The 18,921-nt window shown below is 51.0% G+C and carries 13 protein-coding genes; 6 read left to right on the top strand and 7 right to left on the bottom strand.

Features of this window, described 5'->3' with window-relative positions; genetic code table 11:
• Window positions 1-295: 295 nt before the first annotated feature.
• Entirely contained in the window at window positions 296-1,252 is a 957-nt protein-coding gene (gene ydgH / locus HMPREF3119_RS05000; RefSeq protein WP_004237539.1) for a DUF1471 family protein YdgH, read from the top strand.
• A 264-nt stretch (window positions 1,253-1,516) separates the two neighbouring features.
• Window positions 1,517-2,908 (top strand): amino acid permease, encoded by a 1,392-nt coding sequence (locus HMPREF3119_RS04995; protein ID WP_070578701.1) that lies wholly within the window; start codon window positions 1,517-1,519, stop codon window positions 2,906-2,908.
• 251 nt (window positions 2,909-3,159) lie between these two features.
• On the opposite strand, the gene hrpA is transcribed toward HMPREF3119_RS04995, so the two are convergent.
• Window positions 3,160-7,131 carry an ATP-dependent RNA helicase HrpA gene (gene hrpA, locus HMPREF3119_RS04990; RefSeq protein ID WP_139144831.1) on the bottom strand — a complete coding sequence of 1,324 codons (3,972 nt, stop codon included), beginning with the start codon at window positions 7,129-7,131 and terminating at the stop codon, window positions 3,160-3,162.
• Window positions 7,132-7,305: 174 nt separating this feature from the next.
• On the opposite strand from hrpA, the gene HMPREF3119_RS04985 reads away from it, so the two are divergent.
• On the top strand, window positions 7,306-7,911 hold the full coding sequence (locus HMPREF3119_RS04985) for an FMN-dependent NADH-azoreductase (protein ID WP_004237536.1): 606 nt from the start codon (window positions 7,306-7,308) through the stop codon (window positions 7,909-7,911).
• A gap of 93 nt (window positions 7,912-8,004) precedes the next feature.
• Here HMPREF3119_RS04985 and HMPREF3119_RS04980 read toward each other — a convergent pair whose 3' ends face one another.
• From HMPREF3119_RS04980 to HMPREF3119_RS04970, 3 genes are read right to left on the bottom strand one after another with little or no spacing between them, the layout of a single operon-like run.
• Window positions 8,005-8,343, bottom strand: a complete 339-nt coding sequence (locus HMPREF3119_RS04980; RefSeq protein WP_004239388.1) for a YdbL family probable chaperone protein — start codon at window positions 8,341-8,343, stop codon at window positions 8,005-8,007.
• An 8-nt stretch (window positions 8,344-8,351) separates the two neighbouring features.
• The gene (locus HMPREF3119_RS04975; protein ID WP_004237534.1) at window positions 8,352-8,543 is read right to left on the bottom strand and encodes a YnbE family lipoprotein; all 192 of its coding nucleotides are present in this window, start codon (window positions 8,541-8,543) and stop codon (window positions 8,352-8,354) included.
• A gap of 17 nt (window positions 8,544-8,560) precedes the next feature.
• A complete protein-coding gene (locus HMPREF3119_RS04970) occupies window positions 8,561-11,170 on the bottom strand; it encodes a YdbH family protein (RefSeq protein ID WP_070578698.1) in 2,610 nt (869 codons plus the stop codon).
• Window positions 11,171-11,325: 155 nt separating this feature from the next.
• On the opposite strand from HMPREF3119_RS04970, the gene HMPREF3119_RS04965 reads away from it, so the two are divergent.
• Window positions 11,326-12,327 carry a 2-hydroxyacid dehydrogenase gene (locus tag HMPREF3119_RS04965; protein WP_004239390.1) on the top strand — a complete coding sequence of 334 codons (1,002 nt, stop codon included), beginning with the start codon at window positions 11,326-11,328 and terminating at the stop codon, window positions 12,325-12,327.
• A gap of 567 nt (window positions 12,328-12,894) precedes the next feature.
• Complete coding sequence (locus tag HMPREF3119_RS04960) at window positions 12,895-13,215, top strand: hypothetical protein (RefSeq protein WP_015422702.1); 321 nt, start codon at window positions 12,895-12,897, stop codon at window positions 13,213-13,215.
• A gap of 545 nt (window positions 13,216-13,760) precedes the next feature.
• Here the strand turns inward: HMPREF3119_RS04960 and ytfE are convergent.
• The 3 genes from ytfE to norV are packed head-to-tail and all read right to left on the bottom strand — an operon-like array spanning window position 13,761 to window position 17,109.
• Window positions 13,761-14,423, bottom strand: a complete 663-nt coding sequence (gene ytfE / locus HMPREF3119_RS04955; protein ID WP_036422864.1) for an iron-sulfur cluster repair protein YtfE — start codon at window positions 14,421-14,423, stop codon at window positions 13,761-13,763.
• Window positions 14,424-14,461: 38 nt separating this feature from the next.
• A complete protein-coding gene (norW, locus tag HMPREF3119_RS04950; RefSeq protein ID WP_004237528.1) occupies window positions 14,462-15,598 on the bottom strand; it encodes an NADH:flavorubredoxin reductase NorW in 1,137 nt (378 codons plus the stop codon).
• Window positions 15,595-17,109 carry an anaerobic nitric oxide reductase flavorubredoxin gene (gene norV / locus HMPREF3119_RS04945; RefSeq protein ID WP_070578695.1) on the bottom strand — a complete coding sequence of 505 codons (1,515 nt, stop codon included), beginning with the start codon at window positions 17,107-17,109 and terminating at the stop codon, window positions 15,595-15,597. The genes norW and norV overlap by 4 nt, the downstream gene beginning before the upstream one ends.
• Before the next feature lie 179 nt (window positions 17,110-17,288).
• On the opposite strand from norV, the gene norR reads away from it, so the two are divergent.
• Window positions 17,289-18,812: a nitric oxide reductase transcriptional regulator NorR gene (gene norR, locus HMPREF3119_RS04940; RefSeq protein ID WP_064483127.1), complete on the top strand. Its 1,524-nt coding sequence runs from the start codon at window positions 17,289-17,291 to the stop codon at window positions 18,810-18,812.
• Window positions 18,813-18,921 lie beyond the last annotated feature (109 nt).

Here is an 18,921-nt window from a genome sequence, read left to right as displayed (position 1 = left end):
TTTTATCCGATATGTCCTAATAAGCTACTGAAAAATGTGATATCGATCCATCTAATTTGTTTGCTGAATGAAATTAAAACGGTATTTATCCGGGCGGAAATTTTTTTTGCCGATAAATGACTATGATTGCATAAATTTATGGTAAAAATAGCTGTATGATTAACAGTCGTTAGATTGCACGATAAATTAAAGCGACAACAAGCACAAATACATGTCATAATTGTGCGGCCAGGATATAAAATTTACAGGTTCAGCACGTTATGAATATTAATTGCGCAAGGCGGAAGGATTTTGTATGAAGCTGAAAACAACGGTCATCGCATCTGCGATGTTTTTTTCATTTACCAGTCTGCTCCCCGCTCAGGCGGCACAGGAATTAACACCGGAACAGGCCGCTCAGTACCAGCCTTTCGAGCGGATTGCAGTTACAGGGCGTTTTAATGCTATTTATGAAGCCGCAGCTGCCGTTTCGCGTAAAGCAGACAAAATGGGTGCCGATGCTTTCTATATCCAGAGCCTCGATGATCTGAACAACAACGGCAATATGCGTGTTGTTGCGGATGTTTACCACCGCGATGCACCACCGGCCGAGGAAAAAGGCTACCGCCAGTTCCGTGGCGTTAATGAATTACCTGAGAAAGATGCTATCGGCCTTCAGCCGTTTGATACCGTCACTGTCAGCGGCTTTTTTGCCAACAGCCCTGATCTGAACGATGCTATCGCCAAAGAAGCAGTGAAAAAAGATGCGGCCTCTTTCTTTATCGTCCGTAATATTTTCACCAACGATGGCGGTAACCAGCTGGTCACTGCATATGTCTATAAAGCGGATGCACCAAAACGTGTACTGCAGACAGAAGAAGCGCTGATCCCTGCGGATTCTGATGCCGGTCGTGCCGCACTGGCTGCCGGTGGCGAAGCTGCCAAACAGGTCGAAATCCCTGGTGTGGCCTCCTCTACTGACACCGCCGGTAACAATGTCGGTCGTTTCTTTGAAACCCAGTCCTCCCGCAGCGGCCGTTATACCGTGACTCTGCCGGACGGCACCCAGGTTCAGGAACTGAACAAGGCGTCAGCCGCTGTTATGGCACCGTTTGACAGCGTAACCTTTACCGGTTACTACACCACGTCACCGGAAGTCTCTTATCAGGTCGCCAAACGTGCGGCAGCCAAAGGGGCGAAATATTATCATATCACCCGTCAGTGGCAGTCCAGCGGCGGTAACGTGACTATCAGCGCTGATTTATTTAAATAATCACCGCCTGACAGTTCACCGGAAAAAGCGTATCTCTGATACGCTTTTTTTATGGCTTTTGTCCGGGGTATTAACACTTTCACTACATTCTTCTGCTGTCGTTCTGATAAACAGTAAATATGCATAATATAATGCAATTAATGCATGATTAAACATTGCATATCCCGCCGTGTATCCGTACAATCAGCGCCAATTTTTGCGTATTCAGTCAGATTGACTGCATGAATACCCTGCTTACCGCATCAGATTTACCGGGAAGGTCTTTTGGATAAGAAACTCAGTTTAACCGCGCTCACCGCATTAGTGCTCAGTTCTATGGTTGGTGCCGGTGTGTTTAGTCTTCCGCAGAATATGGCCGAAGTGGCCAGTCCGGCTGCACTTATTATCGGCTGGTCAATTACCGGTGTCGGTATCCTCTTTCTGGCTTTCGCCCTGCTGCTGCTTTCCCGGCTGCGTCCGGATCTCGACGGCGGCATCTTTACCTATGCCAAAGACGGTTTCGGGGAACTGATTGGTTTCTGCTCCGCCTGGGGATACTGGTTATGTGCAGTGATCGCCAACGTCTCCTATCTGGTGATTGTGTTTGCGGCGTTCAGCTTTTTTACGGATACCCCGGACAATATTGTTTTCGGCGACGGAAATACCTGGCAGGCGCTGATTGGTGAATCTGTTCTGCTGTGGTTTGTGCATTGCCTGGTGCTGCGCGGCGTACAGACTGCCGCCGGTATCAATAAACTGGCAACGTTCGCTAAACTGGTGCCGCTCGGCCTGTTTATCGTACTGGCTGTGATCGCTTTCCGCTGGGATACCTTCCATCTTGATTTCACCGGTGTGGATCTCGGAGTACCTGTGTGGCAGCAGGTGAAAGATACCATGCTGATCACCCTGTGGGTGTTTATCGGGATTGAAGGTGCTGTTGTGGTTTCTGCCCGTGCCCGCCGCCGCAAAGATGTCGGCCTGGCCACAATGATGGCAGTGATTTCCGCACTGACGATTTATACCCTGGTTACCCTGCTGTCAATGGGGGTTGTTGCCCGTCCGGAACTGGCAGAAATGCGCAACCCGTCAATGGCGACACTGATGGTGAACCTGATTGGCGGCAGCGGTGAGATTATTATCGCAGCGGGTCTGATTATTTCTGTCTGTGGTGCATACCTGAGCTGGACAATTATGGCTGCCGAAGTGCCGTTTATCGCCGCACTGCATGGCTCTTTCCCGTCACCGTTTAAAAAACAGAATGCGAATAATGCCCCATCCTCCTCTTTATGGATGACTAACGGTGCGGTACAGCTGGCACTGGTGCTGATCTGGCTCAGCGGCAGTAATTACAATACGCTGCTGACCATTGCTTCTGAAATGATTCTGGTGCCCTATTTCCTGGTCGGTGCATTCCTGGTAAAAACCGCCCTGAGAATGAAAAAACCGGCACTGCTCGGCGTGGGTATGATTGCGGCAATGTATGGCTTATGGCTGATTTATGCATCCGGCATTATCAATCTGATGCTGTCAGTTGTGCTCTATGCACCGGGTATTCTGGTATTTCTCTATGCCCTGAAAAACCGTGAGATAAAAACCACACTGCATTTTATCGAGTGGAGCATTATTGCAGCCCTGCTGATAGCGGCAGTTCCCGCACTCTGGTATCTGGTGCGCTGAAAATCTGAAAACAGGAGCCGGTCACTGACCGGCTTTTTTGTCTCCTTCCCCGCTTCCCCCAATTTTCTCTGCCGAACATAAACAAGCACCGTTGCTTCCTGCGGAGGATTGAGATGAAAACACACTGCATGTTGTAACTAAAATGATGCATTCACAGAAAAAGGACAAAAGAAAACGGGCGATGATATGCCCGTTTGTTACTATAATCACCGACACTGGATAAATAAACAGTATACCGCAAAAACGGCACTTTACCCGCTGATTTGTTCCATTGCCTGAATAATCCGTTTATCAGAAACCGGATACGGCGTTCCCAGTTGCTGGGCGAACAGACTGATACGCAACTCTTCTATCATCCAGCGCACAGCCTCCGCTTCCGGTCTGTGTTTCTCCACCGGTGATAACTTACCCTGCCACTGCTTCCACAGGTTCTGAACATGCTCAATTTTACTCATATTCGCCCTGTCGCGGTTAACGTCAGATACCAGTTTTTCGATGCGCCGCTCTATCCCCTGTAAATAGCGCAGGATATCCGGCAGACGCTGCCAGCCGTGAGCCGTTACAAAGCCCGGGAAGACCAGTCCGCTCATTTGTGCTTTGATGTCAGAGAGCGCAAACGCCATCTGCATATCAATCCGCCCTTTCAGGCGTTTACTGATGGCAAATGTGGTGGTCAGGATCTGCTCCACCAGCTTCGCGATACCGACAACGGTTTCGTTCAGCTCAGCCCGGACAAACTCTTGTAACTGCGCGAATTTGTCCTCCTGCCAGACCACACCGCCGTATTGTGCGATCAGCTTGTCGACACCACAGGCGATACAATCATCAATCAGATCCAGCACTTTACCGTACGGGTTAAAATACAGCCCCAGTTTGGCTTTGTTCGGTAATTTTTCATGCAGATATTTGATCGGCGACGGAATATTCAGCAGCAGTAAGCGCCGCGTTCCCGCCTGCATCGCCAGCTGCTGCTCAAATTCCGTTTCAAAGACCTTAATCCCGACACTCTGCTTTTCATCCACCAGCGCCGGGTAAGCTTTCACCGCATAACCACCGCGTTTTTGCTCATAACAGCCGGGAATATCGCCGAAACGCCAGATATGCGCACCGCTTTGTTCGATACCGTCATCGACCACATCAGACAGTGTCTGCTGCACCTGCTCTTTCAGGCTCAGTTTTAAAGCTTCCAGATCGTAACCTTCCGCCAGTTTTTTCTGTTTATCCCCCGTGATACGGAAGGTGATTTTCAGATGTGACGGAATTTGATCCAACTGCCAGGATTCGCGATCAACCGTGACACCGGTCATACGGCGCAGTTCCCGCTCCAGCGCATCCAGCAGTGCGCCCTGCGGCTCAGGTACCCGCTCCATAAATGCGCCCGCATAGTTTGGTGCAGGCACAAAATTGCGGCGTACCGGTTTCGGCAGCGATTTAATCAGCGCAATAACCAGCTCTTCACGCAGCCCGGGGATTTGCCAGTCAAACCCTTCCGGACTGACCTGATTCAGTACCGGCAGCGGAATATGTACGGTCACACCGTCCGCTTCGGTTCCGGGTTCAAACTGATAGCTCAGGCGGAATTTCAGATCCCCCTGATACCAGTAGTTCGGATAATCCTGTGCAGTTACCTGATTAGCATCAGAGCGGATCAGCATGTTTTTCTCATAATTGAGAAAATCCGGTTTCTGTAGCCGTTCCCGTTTCCACCAGTTATCAAAGTGGCGTGACGAGATAATATCCGGCGGCAGACGGGTATCGTAGAAACTGAACAGAGTTTCATCATCCACAAGGATATCGCGGCGCCGGGATTTGTGTTCCAGCTCTTCCACTTCATTACGCAGTTTCTGGTTTTCCCGGAAGAACGCATGACGGGTCAGCCAGTCACCTTCCACCAGCGCATGACGGATAAAGAGTTCACGACACAGCGCCGGATCGATATTACCGTAGTTCACCGGACGTCCCGCCACGACCGGCAGGCCATAGAGAGTCACTTTTTCCGTTGCCATCACCGCACCCTGAGATTTCTCCCAGTGCGGCTCGCTGTAGTGATATTTCACCAGATGCGGTGCCAGCGGCTCTATCCATTCCGGTTCAATTTTAGCGGCAATCCGCCCCCATAACCGGCTGGTTTCCACCAGCTCCGCCACCATTACCCATTTCGGCGGCTTCTTAAATAAGCCGGAACCCGGGAAGACGGAGAAACGCGCATTACGCGCCCCGGTGAACTCCTGTTTTTCCGTGTCTTTCTGCCCGACATGGGACAGCAGACCGCTCAGGAGCGACAGATGGACACTTTTATAATCCGCCGGTTCGCTGTTCACCGGAATTCCCTGCTCTTTCACCACCTGGCGCAGCTGGGTATACACATCCTGCCATTCGCGGATCCGCAGATAGTTAAGAAACTCCTGACGACACTGTTTGCGCAACTGCGAGTTGGATAACACTTTCTGCTGTTCTTTCAGGTAGTTCCACAGATTCACAAAGGCAATAAAGTCAGATTCTTTATCCGCAAAGCGGCGGTGTTTTTCATCGGACGCCTGCTGTTTCTCCAGCGGACGCTCACGGGGATCCTGGATGGAGAGTGCGGCGGCGATCACCATGGTTTCCCGCACCGCGCCGTGGTTACGGGCTTCCAGCACCATCCGCGCCAGGCGCGGGTCAATCGGCAGTTTCGCCAGCTGACGGCCGGTTTGTGTCAGATGATAATGCCCTTCGGCGGAGGTTTTACCGTCGATAGCACCCAGTTCTTCCAGCAGTTTGACGCCATCCTGGATATTGCGTTTATCCGGCGCTTCCACAAACGGGAAGGCGGCGATATCCCCCAGCCCGATCGCGGTCATCTGCAGAATAACGGAGGCCAGGTTGGTACGCAGAATTTCCGGGTCGGTAAATTCCGGCCGTGACAGGAAATCATCCTCCGAATAGAGTCGGATGCAGATCCCGTCAGAAACACGGCCGCAACGCCCTTTGCGCTGGTTTGCCGAGGCCTGCGAAATTGGTTCTATCGGCAGACGCTGAACTTTTGTCCGGTAACTGTAGCGGCTGACACGGGCAAACCCGGTATCAATCACATATTTGATGCCGGGAACGGTCAGCGAAGTTTCCGCCACGTTGGTGGCCAGTACGATACGGCGCCCGGTGTGCGGCTGAAAAATCCGGTTCTGTTCACTGTTGGAAAGACGGGCAAACAGCGGCAGCACTTCGGTATGGCGTAAATCTGCTTTATTCAGGGCATCGGCGGTTTCACGGATCTCCCGCTCCCCGCTCATAAAGATAAGGATATCCCCCGCACTTTCCCGTCCCAGTTCATGCACGGCATCCAGAATGCCCTGAGTCAGGTCACGATCCGAATCATTCTCTTCCCCCATCACCGGACGATAACGGACTTCCACCGGATAAGTACGCCCGGAGACTTCAATAATCGGTGCATTACCGAAATGACGGGAAAACCGCTCCGGATCAATGGTCGCGGAGGTGATGATCACTTTCAGATCCGGACGTTTCGGCAGAAGCTGACGCAGATAGCCGAGGATAAAATCAATATTCAGGCTGCGTTCGTGGGCTTCATCGATGATGATGGTGTCATACTGCAGCAGCAGCTTGTCCTGCTGTAATTCTGCCAGCAGGATCCCGTCCGTCATCAGCTTAACCAGCGAATTATCACTGACCTGATCACTGAAGCGGACTTTATAACCGACGGCGCCGCCAAGCGGGACTTTCAGTTCCTCCGCAATACGGGAAGCTACGGTCCGTGCAGCCAGACGACGCGGCTGGGTATGACCGATAAACCCGGTGATACCGCGTCCCAGTTCCAGACAGATTTTCGGGATCTGCGTGGTTTTACCGGATCCGGTTTCACCCGCGATGATCACCACCTGATTATCACGGATCGCGTTATAAATCGCTTCGCGCTTCTGCGAGACCGGCAGATTATCCGGATAGGTAATCTCCGGCCGGTTGGCAATGCGCAGCTCTGTGCGGGTAATACCGCGCAGCATCTCATCCTGTAACCCTGCCAGCACCTTCTGCTGAGATTCGGGGTTGCGGATCTTCGCCACCCCCGCCAGCCGTTTGCGGAACTGATGCTGCTCCCGCAGCGATAGATGGGGGATTAACTGTTTTAATTCATTAAGAAGGGAATTCACCTTGCTGTCCTTCTGATAGGTAATATCGTGCCGTCTGTACGGTTTGGCTTTTTGTGCGGCGGGTCTCCCCTCTGTCATTGTTATCCCGTTTTCGGAGTAACGCACACCGCGTGTCTTTATTAAACTTGCCGTATCCGGCCATTGTCAGATTTTTTGATGTTATGCGCCGAATTTATCTGCTGTTCTTTATACAGCGGCTTTCATACACTGATTACGTAATAAATAAGCTGAATCACAATAACAAGGTTTACTATGCAAAAAGTTCTCGTTCTGAAATCCAGTATTCTTGCGGACTACTCACACACCAACAAAATGGCGGATTATTTTATCGGACAATGGCGGAAAAATCATGCAGATGATGCGATCACTGTCCGCGACCTGAGTGCTGACCCGGTACCGGTTCTGGATAACGAAATTGTTTCCGGTATGCATGGTTCCGCAGGCGGCACCTTAACACAGCGTCAGGAGTCCGCAAATGCATTACAGACTGAACTGATTGATGAGCTTTTTGCACACGACGTTATCGTATTCACCGCACCAATGTATAACTTCACCATACCGACACAGCTGAAAACCTATCTGGATTTCATTGCAGCTGCCGGCAAGACCTTCCGCTATACCGAAAAAGGTGCCGAAGGGCTGGTGACGGGCAAACGTGCGATTGTTCTGACTGCACGCGGCGGTTTCCACCGCGATCAGACGTCTGACCTGATTGTGCCGTTTATGACACAGTTCCTGGGTTTTATCGGGATCAGCGATATTGAGTTTATTTATGCCGAAGGTGTCTCGATGGGTGAGGATTTTGCTGAAAAAGCACAGCAGAATGCCCGTCAGTGCGTTGAAGCGCTTTCCGCATAACCGGATAACAACACAAAAACAAGCAGTATCATCATTAATCATCCTTGTTCCGCGCCGGGTCATCCGGCGCTTTTTTTTGCATCCGTTAATCCGTTACTCTTTCTTCAGCCATTTACCGTTGATACCGAGCACATATTCGCCCTGCGGCGCGCGGGTCACCAGTTTCTGTCCGGCGATTTTAGCCACTTCATCCGCTTTCATCCGGTTGGTTTGTGCCAGTTCGCTGTATTTTTGCGCCCGGGCTGTATTAATCTCTTTCACCAGACCGCTGACATCCTGCCGTGACGATGCTTTATCCACGGCCGCGATATAACCGCTGAAGGTTTCGCCCACCAGTCCCTGCTGTTTGGCCTCATCCAGGGTCAGTGCAAACGCAGAGCTGCTGATCAGTAATGTCAGCGCGGCCAGCCCGCTGTTAATGAATTTACGCATTATTCACCTCAAAATATCGCTGAGTTATTTTTCAGCAAATCTTCAACCTGGCGGTCAATTTTGACATTAATTTCATGTTCAATTTTGACATTCATATTGATATCAATGGGTTTATCCGGTGTGGCCACTTCCACCCGCAGACAACCGTTAAGCGCGATAATCATCAGCGGTAATACCGCACCTGCTATCCATTTTTTCATTCTGACTCCGTCGGATGTTACTCCTGATTCTGTGAAATACTCTTTTCCAGCCAGGCTTCCAGATTGCTGCCGAAACGCAGACTGCGCCATAACTGAAACACATTTTCCTCATGCCGGTAATTCAGATTTACCGCCCGCCGTGCATCCAGTACCGGATTATAGCCGGAAACCACTGATGACATCGTCAGGACACCCAGGTTGGTCAGATTAACATCCGTCCGCACCCGTTTCATCACCAGATAATCCAGCCAGTTAATCGCCGTACCCGCTGAAATATTGTTTTCACTGACCGATTCAACAAACTGATTATCCAGATTGAGGGTCAGCGGTTCGTCGTTTTCCACCCAACCGTTATGCACAATCCACTGCGGATTATCAATATAAAACGGTAATTCCCCGCTGATACTGCCTTCAAGGGCAAACTGTGTCACTTTCAGCGTATTGATCAGCGGGCCGGTATTCAGTTTATCCAGTTTTATCACCGCTGCGGTTTTCTGCGGAATGGTCAGTGACGGCATGGTGACCTGTCCGCCCAGAATATCCAGACTGACGCCGGACAGTTCCAGCGGATAGGCATCACCGTACGGGTAATAACCCTGCAAATCGGCTTTAATATCCGTCACTTCAAACAGATTCTCAACACGCGCAATCCGCAGCATCACAGGCGTTTTACTGCCGAGCTGCCAGCGGCTGTCCGCGAGCCGCCACGGCAGCACAAAATCCACGCCGCTCACTTCGCCGTCTTTCAGCCACATGCCCGCCTGTTTGACCACCCAGTGCCCGCCGGCGACAAATCCCTGACCCGGTGCAGCAGAATACGCCGCCTGGGCATAGAAAACACCGTTACGCAGTGAGATCCCCAGATCGGCCGGGATCAGCGTCTGAAATGCCCGCATATCCTGCTCCGGCCAACGAGCCTCACCACGCAGACGGACACCGTCCCAGCGGCTCCAGTAATGTATCGGCCCGATATTTTTTCCGGCTGACAGTGTGCCTTTAACAGAAAAATCGCGGGGGTCACGGCCATCCAGCGTCATATTAAAGGTCGCGGACGGCAGATAGCTGTTATCCAGCCGGATTTTCCGGGTGGTCAGCTGCACTTTACCGGACAATTTCTCCTGCCCGTCAACCCGCGTCCAGATCAGCGGGGATAACAGTGTCAGCGCCGGGGCATCCATCGACATCATACCGTAGCGGATACCGTTGAATCCGGTGTTCAGTTTCCGGATACGGATTTCCTCATCCAGCCAGGAACCGGCGCCGGAGAATGTCCAGTCCGCATTCAGCGGCTTCATCCGGCCTTTTCCCCAGATTTGCCAGTACCAGCGGCCATTATCCGGCAGGAATTCCCGCGCCTGGCCTTTCATCTGAAAACGGTAACGCCCCAGCTCCGGATTATTCACCGTCACAATAGCATCCAGCGGCCCGGAAATTCCCTGCTGTGACAACGAGGTTCCCGCCAGCGGCAGACGCAGTTCTTCCACCAGAAAATCCGGACTGAGCTGCCCGCGTGCCCGCACCAGTGCCCCGGAGCGTAACCGGATCACCGGATCGGAAAATGTGCCGGTCAGTACCGCCGGTACCCGTCCTGCTGCCCACATATCATTGTGATTAACCTGCCCGGCCAGCTCAAAAGGAATATCAAACTCAGTCAGCGGAAGGGGTGTTTCCGGTAACTGCAATACCACCGTGCCTTTACCGCGCACACCCTGCGTGGTCACGGAGATCCGTGCCCCCAAAAGCATATCCGCCGGTGAAGAGAGCCAGTTTTTCAGTTCTGCGCTGATAGTTCCCTTCAGTGGCTGTTCCCACTCATCCCAGCGCCATTCCCCGTTTTTAATCAGAATACTTTCCGCCGTGGCTTCCCAGGGAATATTCAGCAGCACGGTCTGCGGATCGGTTTCACTCAGCGTCAGAACACCCTGCCGCCCCTGCCAGTCAAAGGCAGCCATCAGCGGCTGTGGCCGGTATGTGGTTGTGATTTCAGCCTGTAATCTGCCTTTATCCGGCAGCTCCGCTGTATTCAGCGGCAGTGTCAGTGCGCCGCTGAGCGCAAATTTTTCATCACCAACAGTGGCATCCAGTTGTGACAGAGTCAGGTTCAGCGCCGGATCAACCGCCAGCTCCGCCTGAATGTTCTCACCCTGATAACTCAATTGCTGTCCCCGGCCGGGTGCGGTTGTCAGGCTCAGTTTTCCCCGGTACATCTGCCAGGGCGCGGGGATAACGTTATCAGCGGTCAGCGTCACCGGCGGCAACTGCGATAACAGCGCACCGATATCAACCGGTGTAGTGTCTGTTTCTTCAGGGCCGGAAGGTAATTTCTGAAAGCAACCCGCATCACCGGTCAGTGAACCGGCATCAATAATCCAGCGGCCGCCGCGCTGATAGTGAAGTGACAGCTTTTCCCCGCCCGCCAGCTGACATTCATTACTGCGGAGAGCCGCTTCTTCTATATAGAGGCCACCCGCACGAATTTTTGGCTGAGAAAGTGACAGTGTAACGCCATCCGGCAGAGAGGATTTCACCACGGCAGGCAGCCAGCGCGGAATTGTCAGCCAGGCCGCCGGGAGGATAATCATCAGCAGAGCAAGCAGTACGACCAGCACTTTCAGTAATTTTTTCATAGACCTCAGAGGTGCAGTTCCCCGGTTACAGATACATCAACTAAGCGTTATACTGTAGTCAGCAGATTTCAATCATTTCTGAACACAGGACCGCCCTATTTTGTCAGGGCTATCCGGTTTAGTGTAGCGATTTATTTTTTAGCGGAGGAACCCCGATGAAAATCGTCAGTTACAGTACCAAACATTACGACAGCAAACATATGGATTTGATTAATCAGGATCCTCGCTTTCAGTATGATATCGAATATTTTGATTTCCCGCTGACACAACAAACCGCAAAAAACGCCGTGGGTGCCGATGCTGTCTGTATTTTTGTTAATGATGATGCGAACCGGGAAGTATTGCAGGAACTGGCGGATCTCAATATCAGAATCCTCGCACTGCGCTGTGCGGGTTTTAATAACGTGGATTTAGCCGCCGCTGAAGAGCTGGGTATTCAGGTTGTCCGTGTTCCGGCCTATTCCCCGGAAGCTGTGGCTGAACATGCCGTCGGTATGATGCTGAGCCTGAACCGCCGTATTCACCGTGCTTACCAGCGCACCCGCGATGCTAACTTTTCTCTCGAGGGTCTGACCGGCTTTAATATGCATAACCGCACAGCCGGGATTGTCGGAACAGGCAAAATCGGCCTGGCCGTACTGCGGATATTAAAGGGATTCGGGATGCGCCTGCTGGTGTCTGATCCTTATCCTAACCAGACAGCACTGGATCTGGGTGCAGAATATGTCGATCTGAACACGCTGTTTGCGCAATCTGATGTGATTTCACTTCACTGCCCGCTGACGCCGGAAAATCATCATCTGCTGAATGAAACCGCATTTGCCAAAATGAAAGACGGCGTGATGATTATCAATACCAGCCGCGGTGCATTAATTGATTCCGCTGCCGCCATTAATGCCCTCAAACAGCAGAAAATTGGCGCGCTGGGTATGGATGTGTATGAAAATGAACGTGATTTATTCTTTGAAGATAAATCGAATGATGTGATTCAGGATGATGTGTTCCGCCGTCTCTCTTCCTGCCATAACGTCCTGTTTACCGGCCATCAGGCGTTTCTGACAGAAGAAGCTCTGTTGAGTATCAGCGAAACCACGCTGGAAAACATCACTAAGCTCTATAATGGCGAAACATCTTGTAACATTGTGTTACAGAATTAGTAGCTATTACACGGAACATTACAATTTAATCCCGGGGATTTTATTTTGTTTCCCGGGATTCTGGTCATAAAAAAACCAACAAACATAAACTTAGGTGATGTCATTCAGTTTATTCTTAATTTTGCCCATCCCGATTTTTGATGCTAATATTCGCTCCGTTTTTTGATGAGTTTTCCTCAATAATCACAGCAACTGACATTCCCGTTTATATTGATCAAATTTAAACAGGAATGTATTTCGGATAAAAAAAGCCCCGTAACGGGGCGGACAGGATATAGATACTGAGTAAAGTGTTTTTGTTTTAATGTCCGCATTATAAACTACACTTAATAAACAAATCCTAAATAAAAAGAACAGAAATAACAGCCCTTGTTTTTGTTGCGACAGGCTATTTGTTATGGGTCTGTTTAATAATACTGATGTAACATTCAAACTATAAAGTAAGACGTAGCGATCATATATTATCATTAACCGTTAACTATCATTTGTGATGTTATTAACTGATACTTTTCTCATAATATTAAAACGGGACACTTTCAGTTAATATCGAATACAGAGAGTAAAAATATGTCTATGTTAAACCGTTTAGTTTTAGTTGCAGGTATTGCATTATCTTTTGTTACACACAGCGCATCATTGCAGGGTCAGCAAGGCGGCGTCATCAATTTCTACGGGTCACTGACAGAAGCCCCCTGCACCTATCAGGTATCCGGCAATAACGTCAATGCCGAATGTTACCGTTCCGGTGAAACCGCCAAATATAACAGCAGTATTCAGGCGGATAATAAACCTAACGGTACATTAATACCAGATAACATTGGTGAAGTAAATATCACTCCGGTTTTATCTGATTCAGAAAAACATATTGTCACCATAAGCTATCGCTGATTAGGCAAAGATATACTACACAGCAAATATAGAAGTCAAATAACGGATTTATTAAAAATAACATTTATCCCGTATTATAAAAAATAATAAACAATATGCCTCATTTAAATCAAACACCCACGGGTGTTTGATTTTCTTATTTGTGATAAAGAAGAATCTTATTCCCGCCCTCATCGTGACCACTCTCAGATTCAGCCGGTAGTACTCTTATCTGTCATATGATAACGTCGTATGTAAATTAAGTAATATTAATGATACCGGTAAAGGGACACCGCACGAATGAATCATTCTCTGACAATGTTACTGCAGCGTTTGCAAACCACCGTACCTGCATCACAGGTTACTTTTACCCGTGATGAACTGAATTATCCGGGTACTCTCTGCATACACTGCAGCACCGGCAGCCTCACTGATTATCACCACCCGCGACTCCGGAGCGGTCAGCCATGCTATTAACTACGGCTGGAGTGAGGAAGAAAAACAGCTGACGGAACAGCAAGGCGGGCAATATATTCCGCTGTTCCGTCATGATATCAGCAGCTGAACTATTCCCCGGCCAGAGCGCGCGGGAACAGTAAGTTATTCTCCAGGCTGATGTGTTCCATTAAATCATCAATGAAGGTATTGATACCGTTATACAGTACCCGCCAGGTTGTGCAGGCTTCTTCCGGTGCTGTGACATTATTGGTGATAAATTTAATCACCTCCACAATATCCCCCGCATCATCATGCTCTGCTTCCATAACCTGTACCGGCCCTGCCGCCTGCGGTCCCATGCCGTTGCAGATCATCGGAAACAGCACTTGTTCCTCTTTCATCATATGCGAGGTCAGCTCTTCATGCAGTGCCGTCAGCTGCCGGGCCAGCCCTTTCGGGACACTGGCTTTGGCGGCATGCACCCGCTCCACTTTTTCCGCCTGTAAAATCAGTTCCGGTAATTGTGCGCGGTGGCGATCGTGATAACGGGTAATAATAAAGGCGATAATGTCGCTCAGCGGGGCTTTCCGCCAGTCCTGCGCCGGTGCCTCATCTTTCAGGGCGAGTAATGCCTGTTCAATTTCATCGATATTCAGGGATTTTTTCTCTGCCGCTTTTGCCAGTGTCCGTTTTCCGCCGCAGCAGAAATCCAGATCATAACGGCGGAAAAGTGCCGATGCACCATTCACAGACAGCGCCAGTTCGCCCAGGGTTTTTTCACGTAATGTCATTTTTATTACCTCAAAATTCAGTCATAAACCATGATAAATCAGTGCTGCGGCAGCTGACGCAGCAGCGTAAAAGCATCACTGAGTTTGTCTTCCGTTACCGCAAAAGCGTGCAGATTTCCGGCGCTGTCATGGCCTTTGGCCGTCATACCGTTGCGGCTGATATCAATACTCCACCGCAGATCAGGATGATGAAAATCCCCGGCGAGCTGTACCGGCAGATCCGGTGTTTTCACCCTGATAAGCATTGGCGGCAGTGTCAGTTTTCCCTCTCCGCCGGTCAGATTTTTTGCCAGACAGACCGCGCTGAGCATAATCGGCTGCAGATACTGCATCACTTTACCGTCAATTTCCGCGCAATCGCCGAGGGCATAAATATCCGGATCGGATGTCTGTAATGAACTGTTTGTCACAATACCGCGCCGGACAGTCAGACCGGCCAGCTCAGCCAGCGAGGTATCCGGTTTCAGTCCGGTGGCGGCAATCACCACATCCGCGCGGGTCACACAATCATGATCAAACAACGCCTCTATATCATTTTCTGTTTTCTTCAGTGACTGTAACTGTGTACCGGTCAGCACCCGCACACCGGATGCGGACAGGTTATGCCGCAGACGGCTGCTGAGTTCAGCGGGCATCAGTGAGGACAAAATACTGGCCGCCATATCCGCCAGGGTAACGGTTTTCCCGGCCCGGCAGAAATCCATTGCCAATTCTGTGCCGATCAGGCCGCTGCCAAGGATCAGTACCCGCTGTGCATTACGCAGCTGTGTTTCGTGCCGCTGAAAATCCTCGCGGCTGTTAAGTGTCAGCATCAGTTCATTGCCGGGCACCGGCGGACGGCCCGGTGTTGCCCCGGTCGCCAGCACCAGTTTGTCATAGTGCCATTGCTGCTGATCACTGCTGATAAGATGCTGTTGTGCATCAATGCCGCTAATCCGGGTATGCGGGAACAGCGCCACATTATATTGCTGTGCAAATTCCTGTGCTGACTGCCGGATAAGATCATCAGCACGCTGATTCAGACTTATCACATGGCTTAAATCCGGTTTGTTATATTCATCGATACTGTCTGCCGCAATCACCGTCAGCAGCACCTGTGTATCGGTTTTACGGATATTTTTCACCAACTGGCGGGCAGCAAAGCCCCCGCCGATAATTACAATGCCTGCGCTCATGCGGCCTCCGTCGTCAGGACATCAAATACGTCTTTACCGAGAGAGCATTCCGGGCACAGGAAATTATCCGGTACACAGGACCACGGCGTTCCCGGCTCCACACCCTGCATCGGCTCGCCTTTTTCCGGATCATAAATCCACTGACACACACCGCACTGCATACACGGCCCCAAATCCTGAGATGATACATTAGTGACACTGTCACATGATTTTGCTTTTCCGGTATCATTGACCGCGGCTGCCGGGGTGGCTACCGGTTGCGGCGTGATCGCTTTTGGTGCCGCTGCTGCCGGTCTGCTGACCGCCGGTAATACCCCGGTCGCCCACTGCCGCGCCAGGTCACGTCCGTATTGGCGGCACTCTTCAAGGGTATTCAGATCAGGACGCCATTTTGCTTTCAGTGACATCGTGGTTTCAAAACCGGCATCCATCAGCCGGGTCTGCACACGGTCAACCGCTCCGCCGTTCCAGCCGTAACTGCCGAAAGCCGCTGCTTTTTTATTGCGGAACCGCAGACCGGTTAATTCCTCCAGCATCCCAGCAATTTTCGGCATCATGACATTATTCATAGTGGATGAGCCCACCAGCGCTCCTTTTGAACGGAACACACTGGTGATGATGTCATTCTTATCGCTGCGGGCGACGTTAAAGATTTTCACCGCCACATCCGGGTCCGCTTCATTGATCCCCTGTGCGATTGCATCGGCCATCATGCGGGTGTTGTTCGACATGGTGTCATAGAAAATCGTGATACGATCTTCCTGATAATCCGCCGCCCATTTCAGATACCACTCCACGATTTGAGTCGGATTATCGCGCCAGACCACGCCGTGTGAGGTCGCGATCATATCCACCGGCAGCCCGAACCCGAGGATTTCAGTAATTTTCGGAGTCACCAGACGGCTGAACGGCGTCAGGATGTTGGCATAGTAACGCTGGCACTGCTCAAACAGCTCAGTCTGATCCACCTCATCATTAAACAGCCGCTCGTCGCAATAGTGCTGACCAAAGGCATCATTACTGAACAGGATGGCATCTCCGGTCAGATAGGTCATCATGCTGTCAGGCCAGTGCAGCATCGGGGTTTCGACAAAAATCAGCTGTTTGCCGTTACCGATATCCAGGGTATCCCCGGTTTTCACCACATTAAAATGCCATTCTGGGTGATGGTGGTGGCCGTTAATGGAATCAATGGCATTTTCAGTACAGTAGATTGGTGTGCCCGGGATCGCCGACATCAGTTCGGTTAATGCCCCGGCGTGATCTTCTTCCGCATGGTTAATCACAATGTAATCAATATCGTTCAGGTCGATTTGTGTCTGCAGATGCTGCACAAACTCGCGGCTGAATTTGTGATCAACTGTATCAATCAGGACATTTTTCTCTTCGCGGATCAGATAGCTGTTATAGCTGCTGCCGAGCAGGGTTTTGTATTCTGTTCCGTGGAAATCGCGGACTTCCCAGTCACGTTGTCCGACCCAATACACATTATTTTTTACATGAATAGCCATTTGATAGTTACCTTCTGTTTTTATGCTTCGTTACAGAGAGATAATCAATTTGCGTGCCAACTTTTACTTTGTTGTTTTATAAAGATTTTAAATTTCAGGACAAAAAATAAGTGTCAAAATGACTATGCAATTAACTGTCATTATGACATTGTACTGTCATAATGACAGCGGAGGATCGCATGGGATTTTCAGTTGATGTACTTACCGGCATTGCTATTGCCTTACAGCGGGATATCGGTCATCAGGATCGCTTTCAGCGTCTGGTCTCCACGCTGCGCCGGGTACTTAATTGTGATGCAGCCGCGCTGCTGCGTTATGAATCACATCAGTTTATTCCGCTGGCGATTGACGGGCTGTCGCCGGATGTTCTCGGCCGCCGCTTCCGGCTGGATGCGCATCCCAGACTGGAAGCCATCGCCCGTGCCGGGGATGTCGTCCGTTTTCCCGCAGACAGTCAGTTGCCTGACCCTTATGATGGTCTGATCCCTGATCATATCCATCTGAAAGTGCACGCCTGCGCCGGTCTGCCGCTGTTTGCCGGGCAAAACCTTATCGGCGCGCTGACACTCGACAGCCTTGCACCGGACCAGTTTGATACATTCAGTGATGAAGAATTACGCCTGATTGCTGCTCTGGCCGCCGGAGCACTTAATAACGCCCTGCTTATCGGCCAGCTCGAGAATCAGCAACTGGTATTCAGCGCCTCCGCCGGGCTGGCGGCAGGGCAATCCGGCGGACAAACCGATATTATCGGCCTTTCACCCTGCATGATGCAGTTAAAGAAGGAGATAGCCATTGTGGCCGGTGCGGATATGAATGTGCTGGTCAGCGGCGAAACCGGTACCGGTAAAGAGCTGGTGGTGCAGTCCATTCACGAATTATCCGCCCGCCGTGATCACCCGCTGGTGTATCTTAACTGCGCGGCGCTGCCGGAAACCGTTGCGGAAAGTGAATTATTCGGGCATGTCAAAGGCGCATTTACCGGTGCTATCAGCAACCGCAGCGGGAAATTTGAAATGGCGGATAACGGTACGCTGTTTCTGGATGAGATCGGTGAGCTGTCACCGGCGTTACAGGCCAAGCTGCTGCGGGTCTTACAGTATGGCGATATCCAGCGGATCGGTGATGACAGGCCGCTGCGGGTGAATGTCCGCGTGCTGGCTGCCACCAACCGGGATCTGCGGGCTGAAGTTGCCGCAGGCCGTTTCCGGGCTGACCTGTTCCACCGGCTCAGCATTTTCCCGTTACAGGTGCCGCCGCTGCGGGAACGCCATGAAGACATCCTGCTGCTGACCGGCTATTTCTGCGAACGCTACCGTCAGACGTTTGGTTTGCCGCAGGTGGTGATAAGTCCCGCGTTACGCCTGGCGCTGCTGCACTATCACTGGCCGGGTAATGTGCGGGAGCTTGAACATGCCGTGCACCGCGCCATTGTGCTGGCGCGTGCCACCGGCAACAGTGAAGAGCTGCTGTTACAGCCTCATCACTTCTCGCCGGAAGAAATCCCTGAACCGGTTGTCAGCCCAGAAACACTCTCTGCAGAGGCCGATCAGGATCTGCGCACGGCCACCGATACCTTTCAGGCAGAGCTTATCCGCACTGCACTTACCCGCAGTGACGGCAGCTGGGCCGCTGCGGCCCGTCGTCTCGGCATTGATGCCGGAAATCTGCACCGTCTGGCAAAACGTCTGGGGCTGAAATAATCCCCGGACGGGACTTTTTGACAAATGTCATAGGGTAAGCCGCATTTTCTGCACTATGTTATGACCTCAAATGAAAATGATAACCATTATATTTATGAGGTCAGGGATA

The organism is Morganella sp. HMSC11D09 (assembly GCF_001807955.1).
Lineage (GTDB): Bacteria > Pseudomonadota > Gammaproteobacteria > Enterobacterales > Enterobacteriaceae > Morganella > Morganella morganii.
Note: the sequence above shows the minus strand (reverse complement) of the source record. Positions and strands in the feature narration are given on the sequence as shown.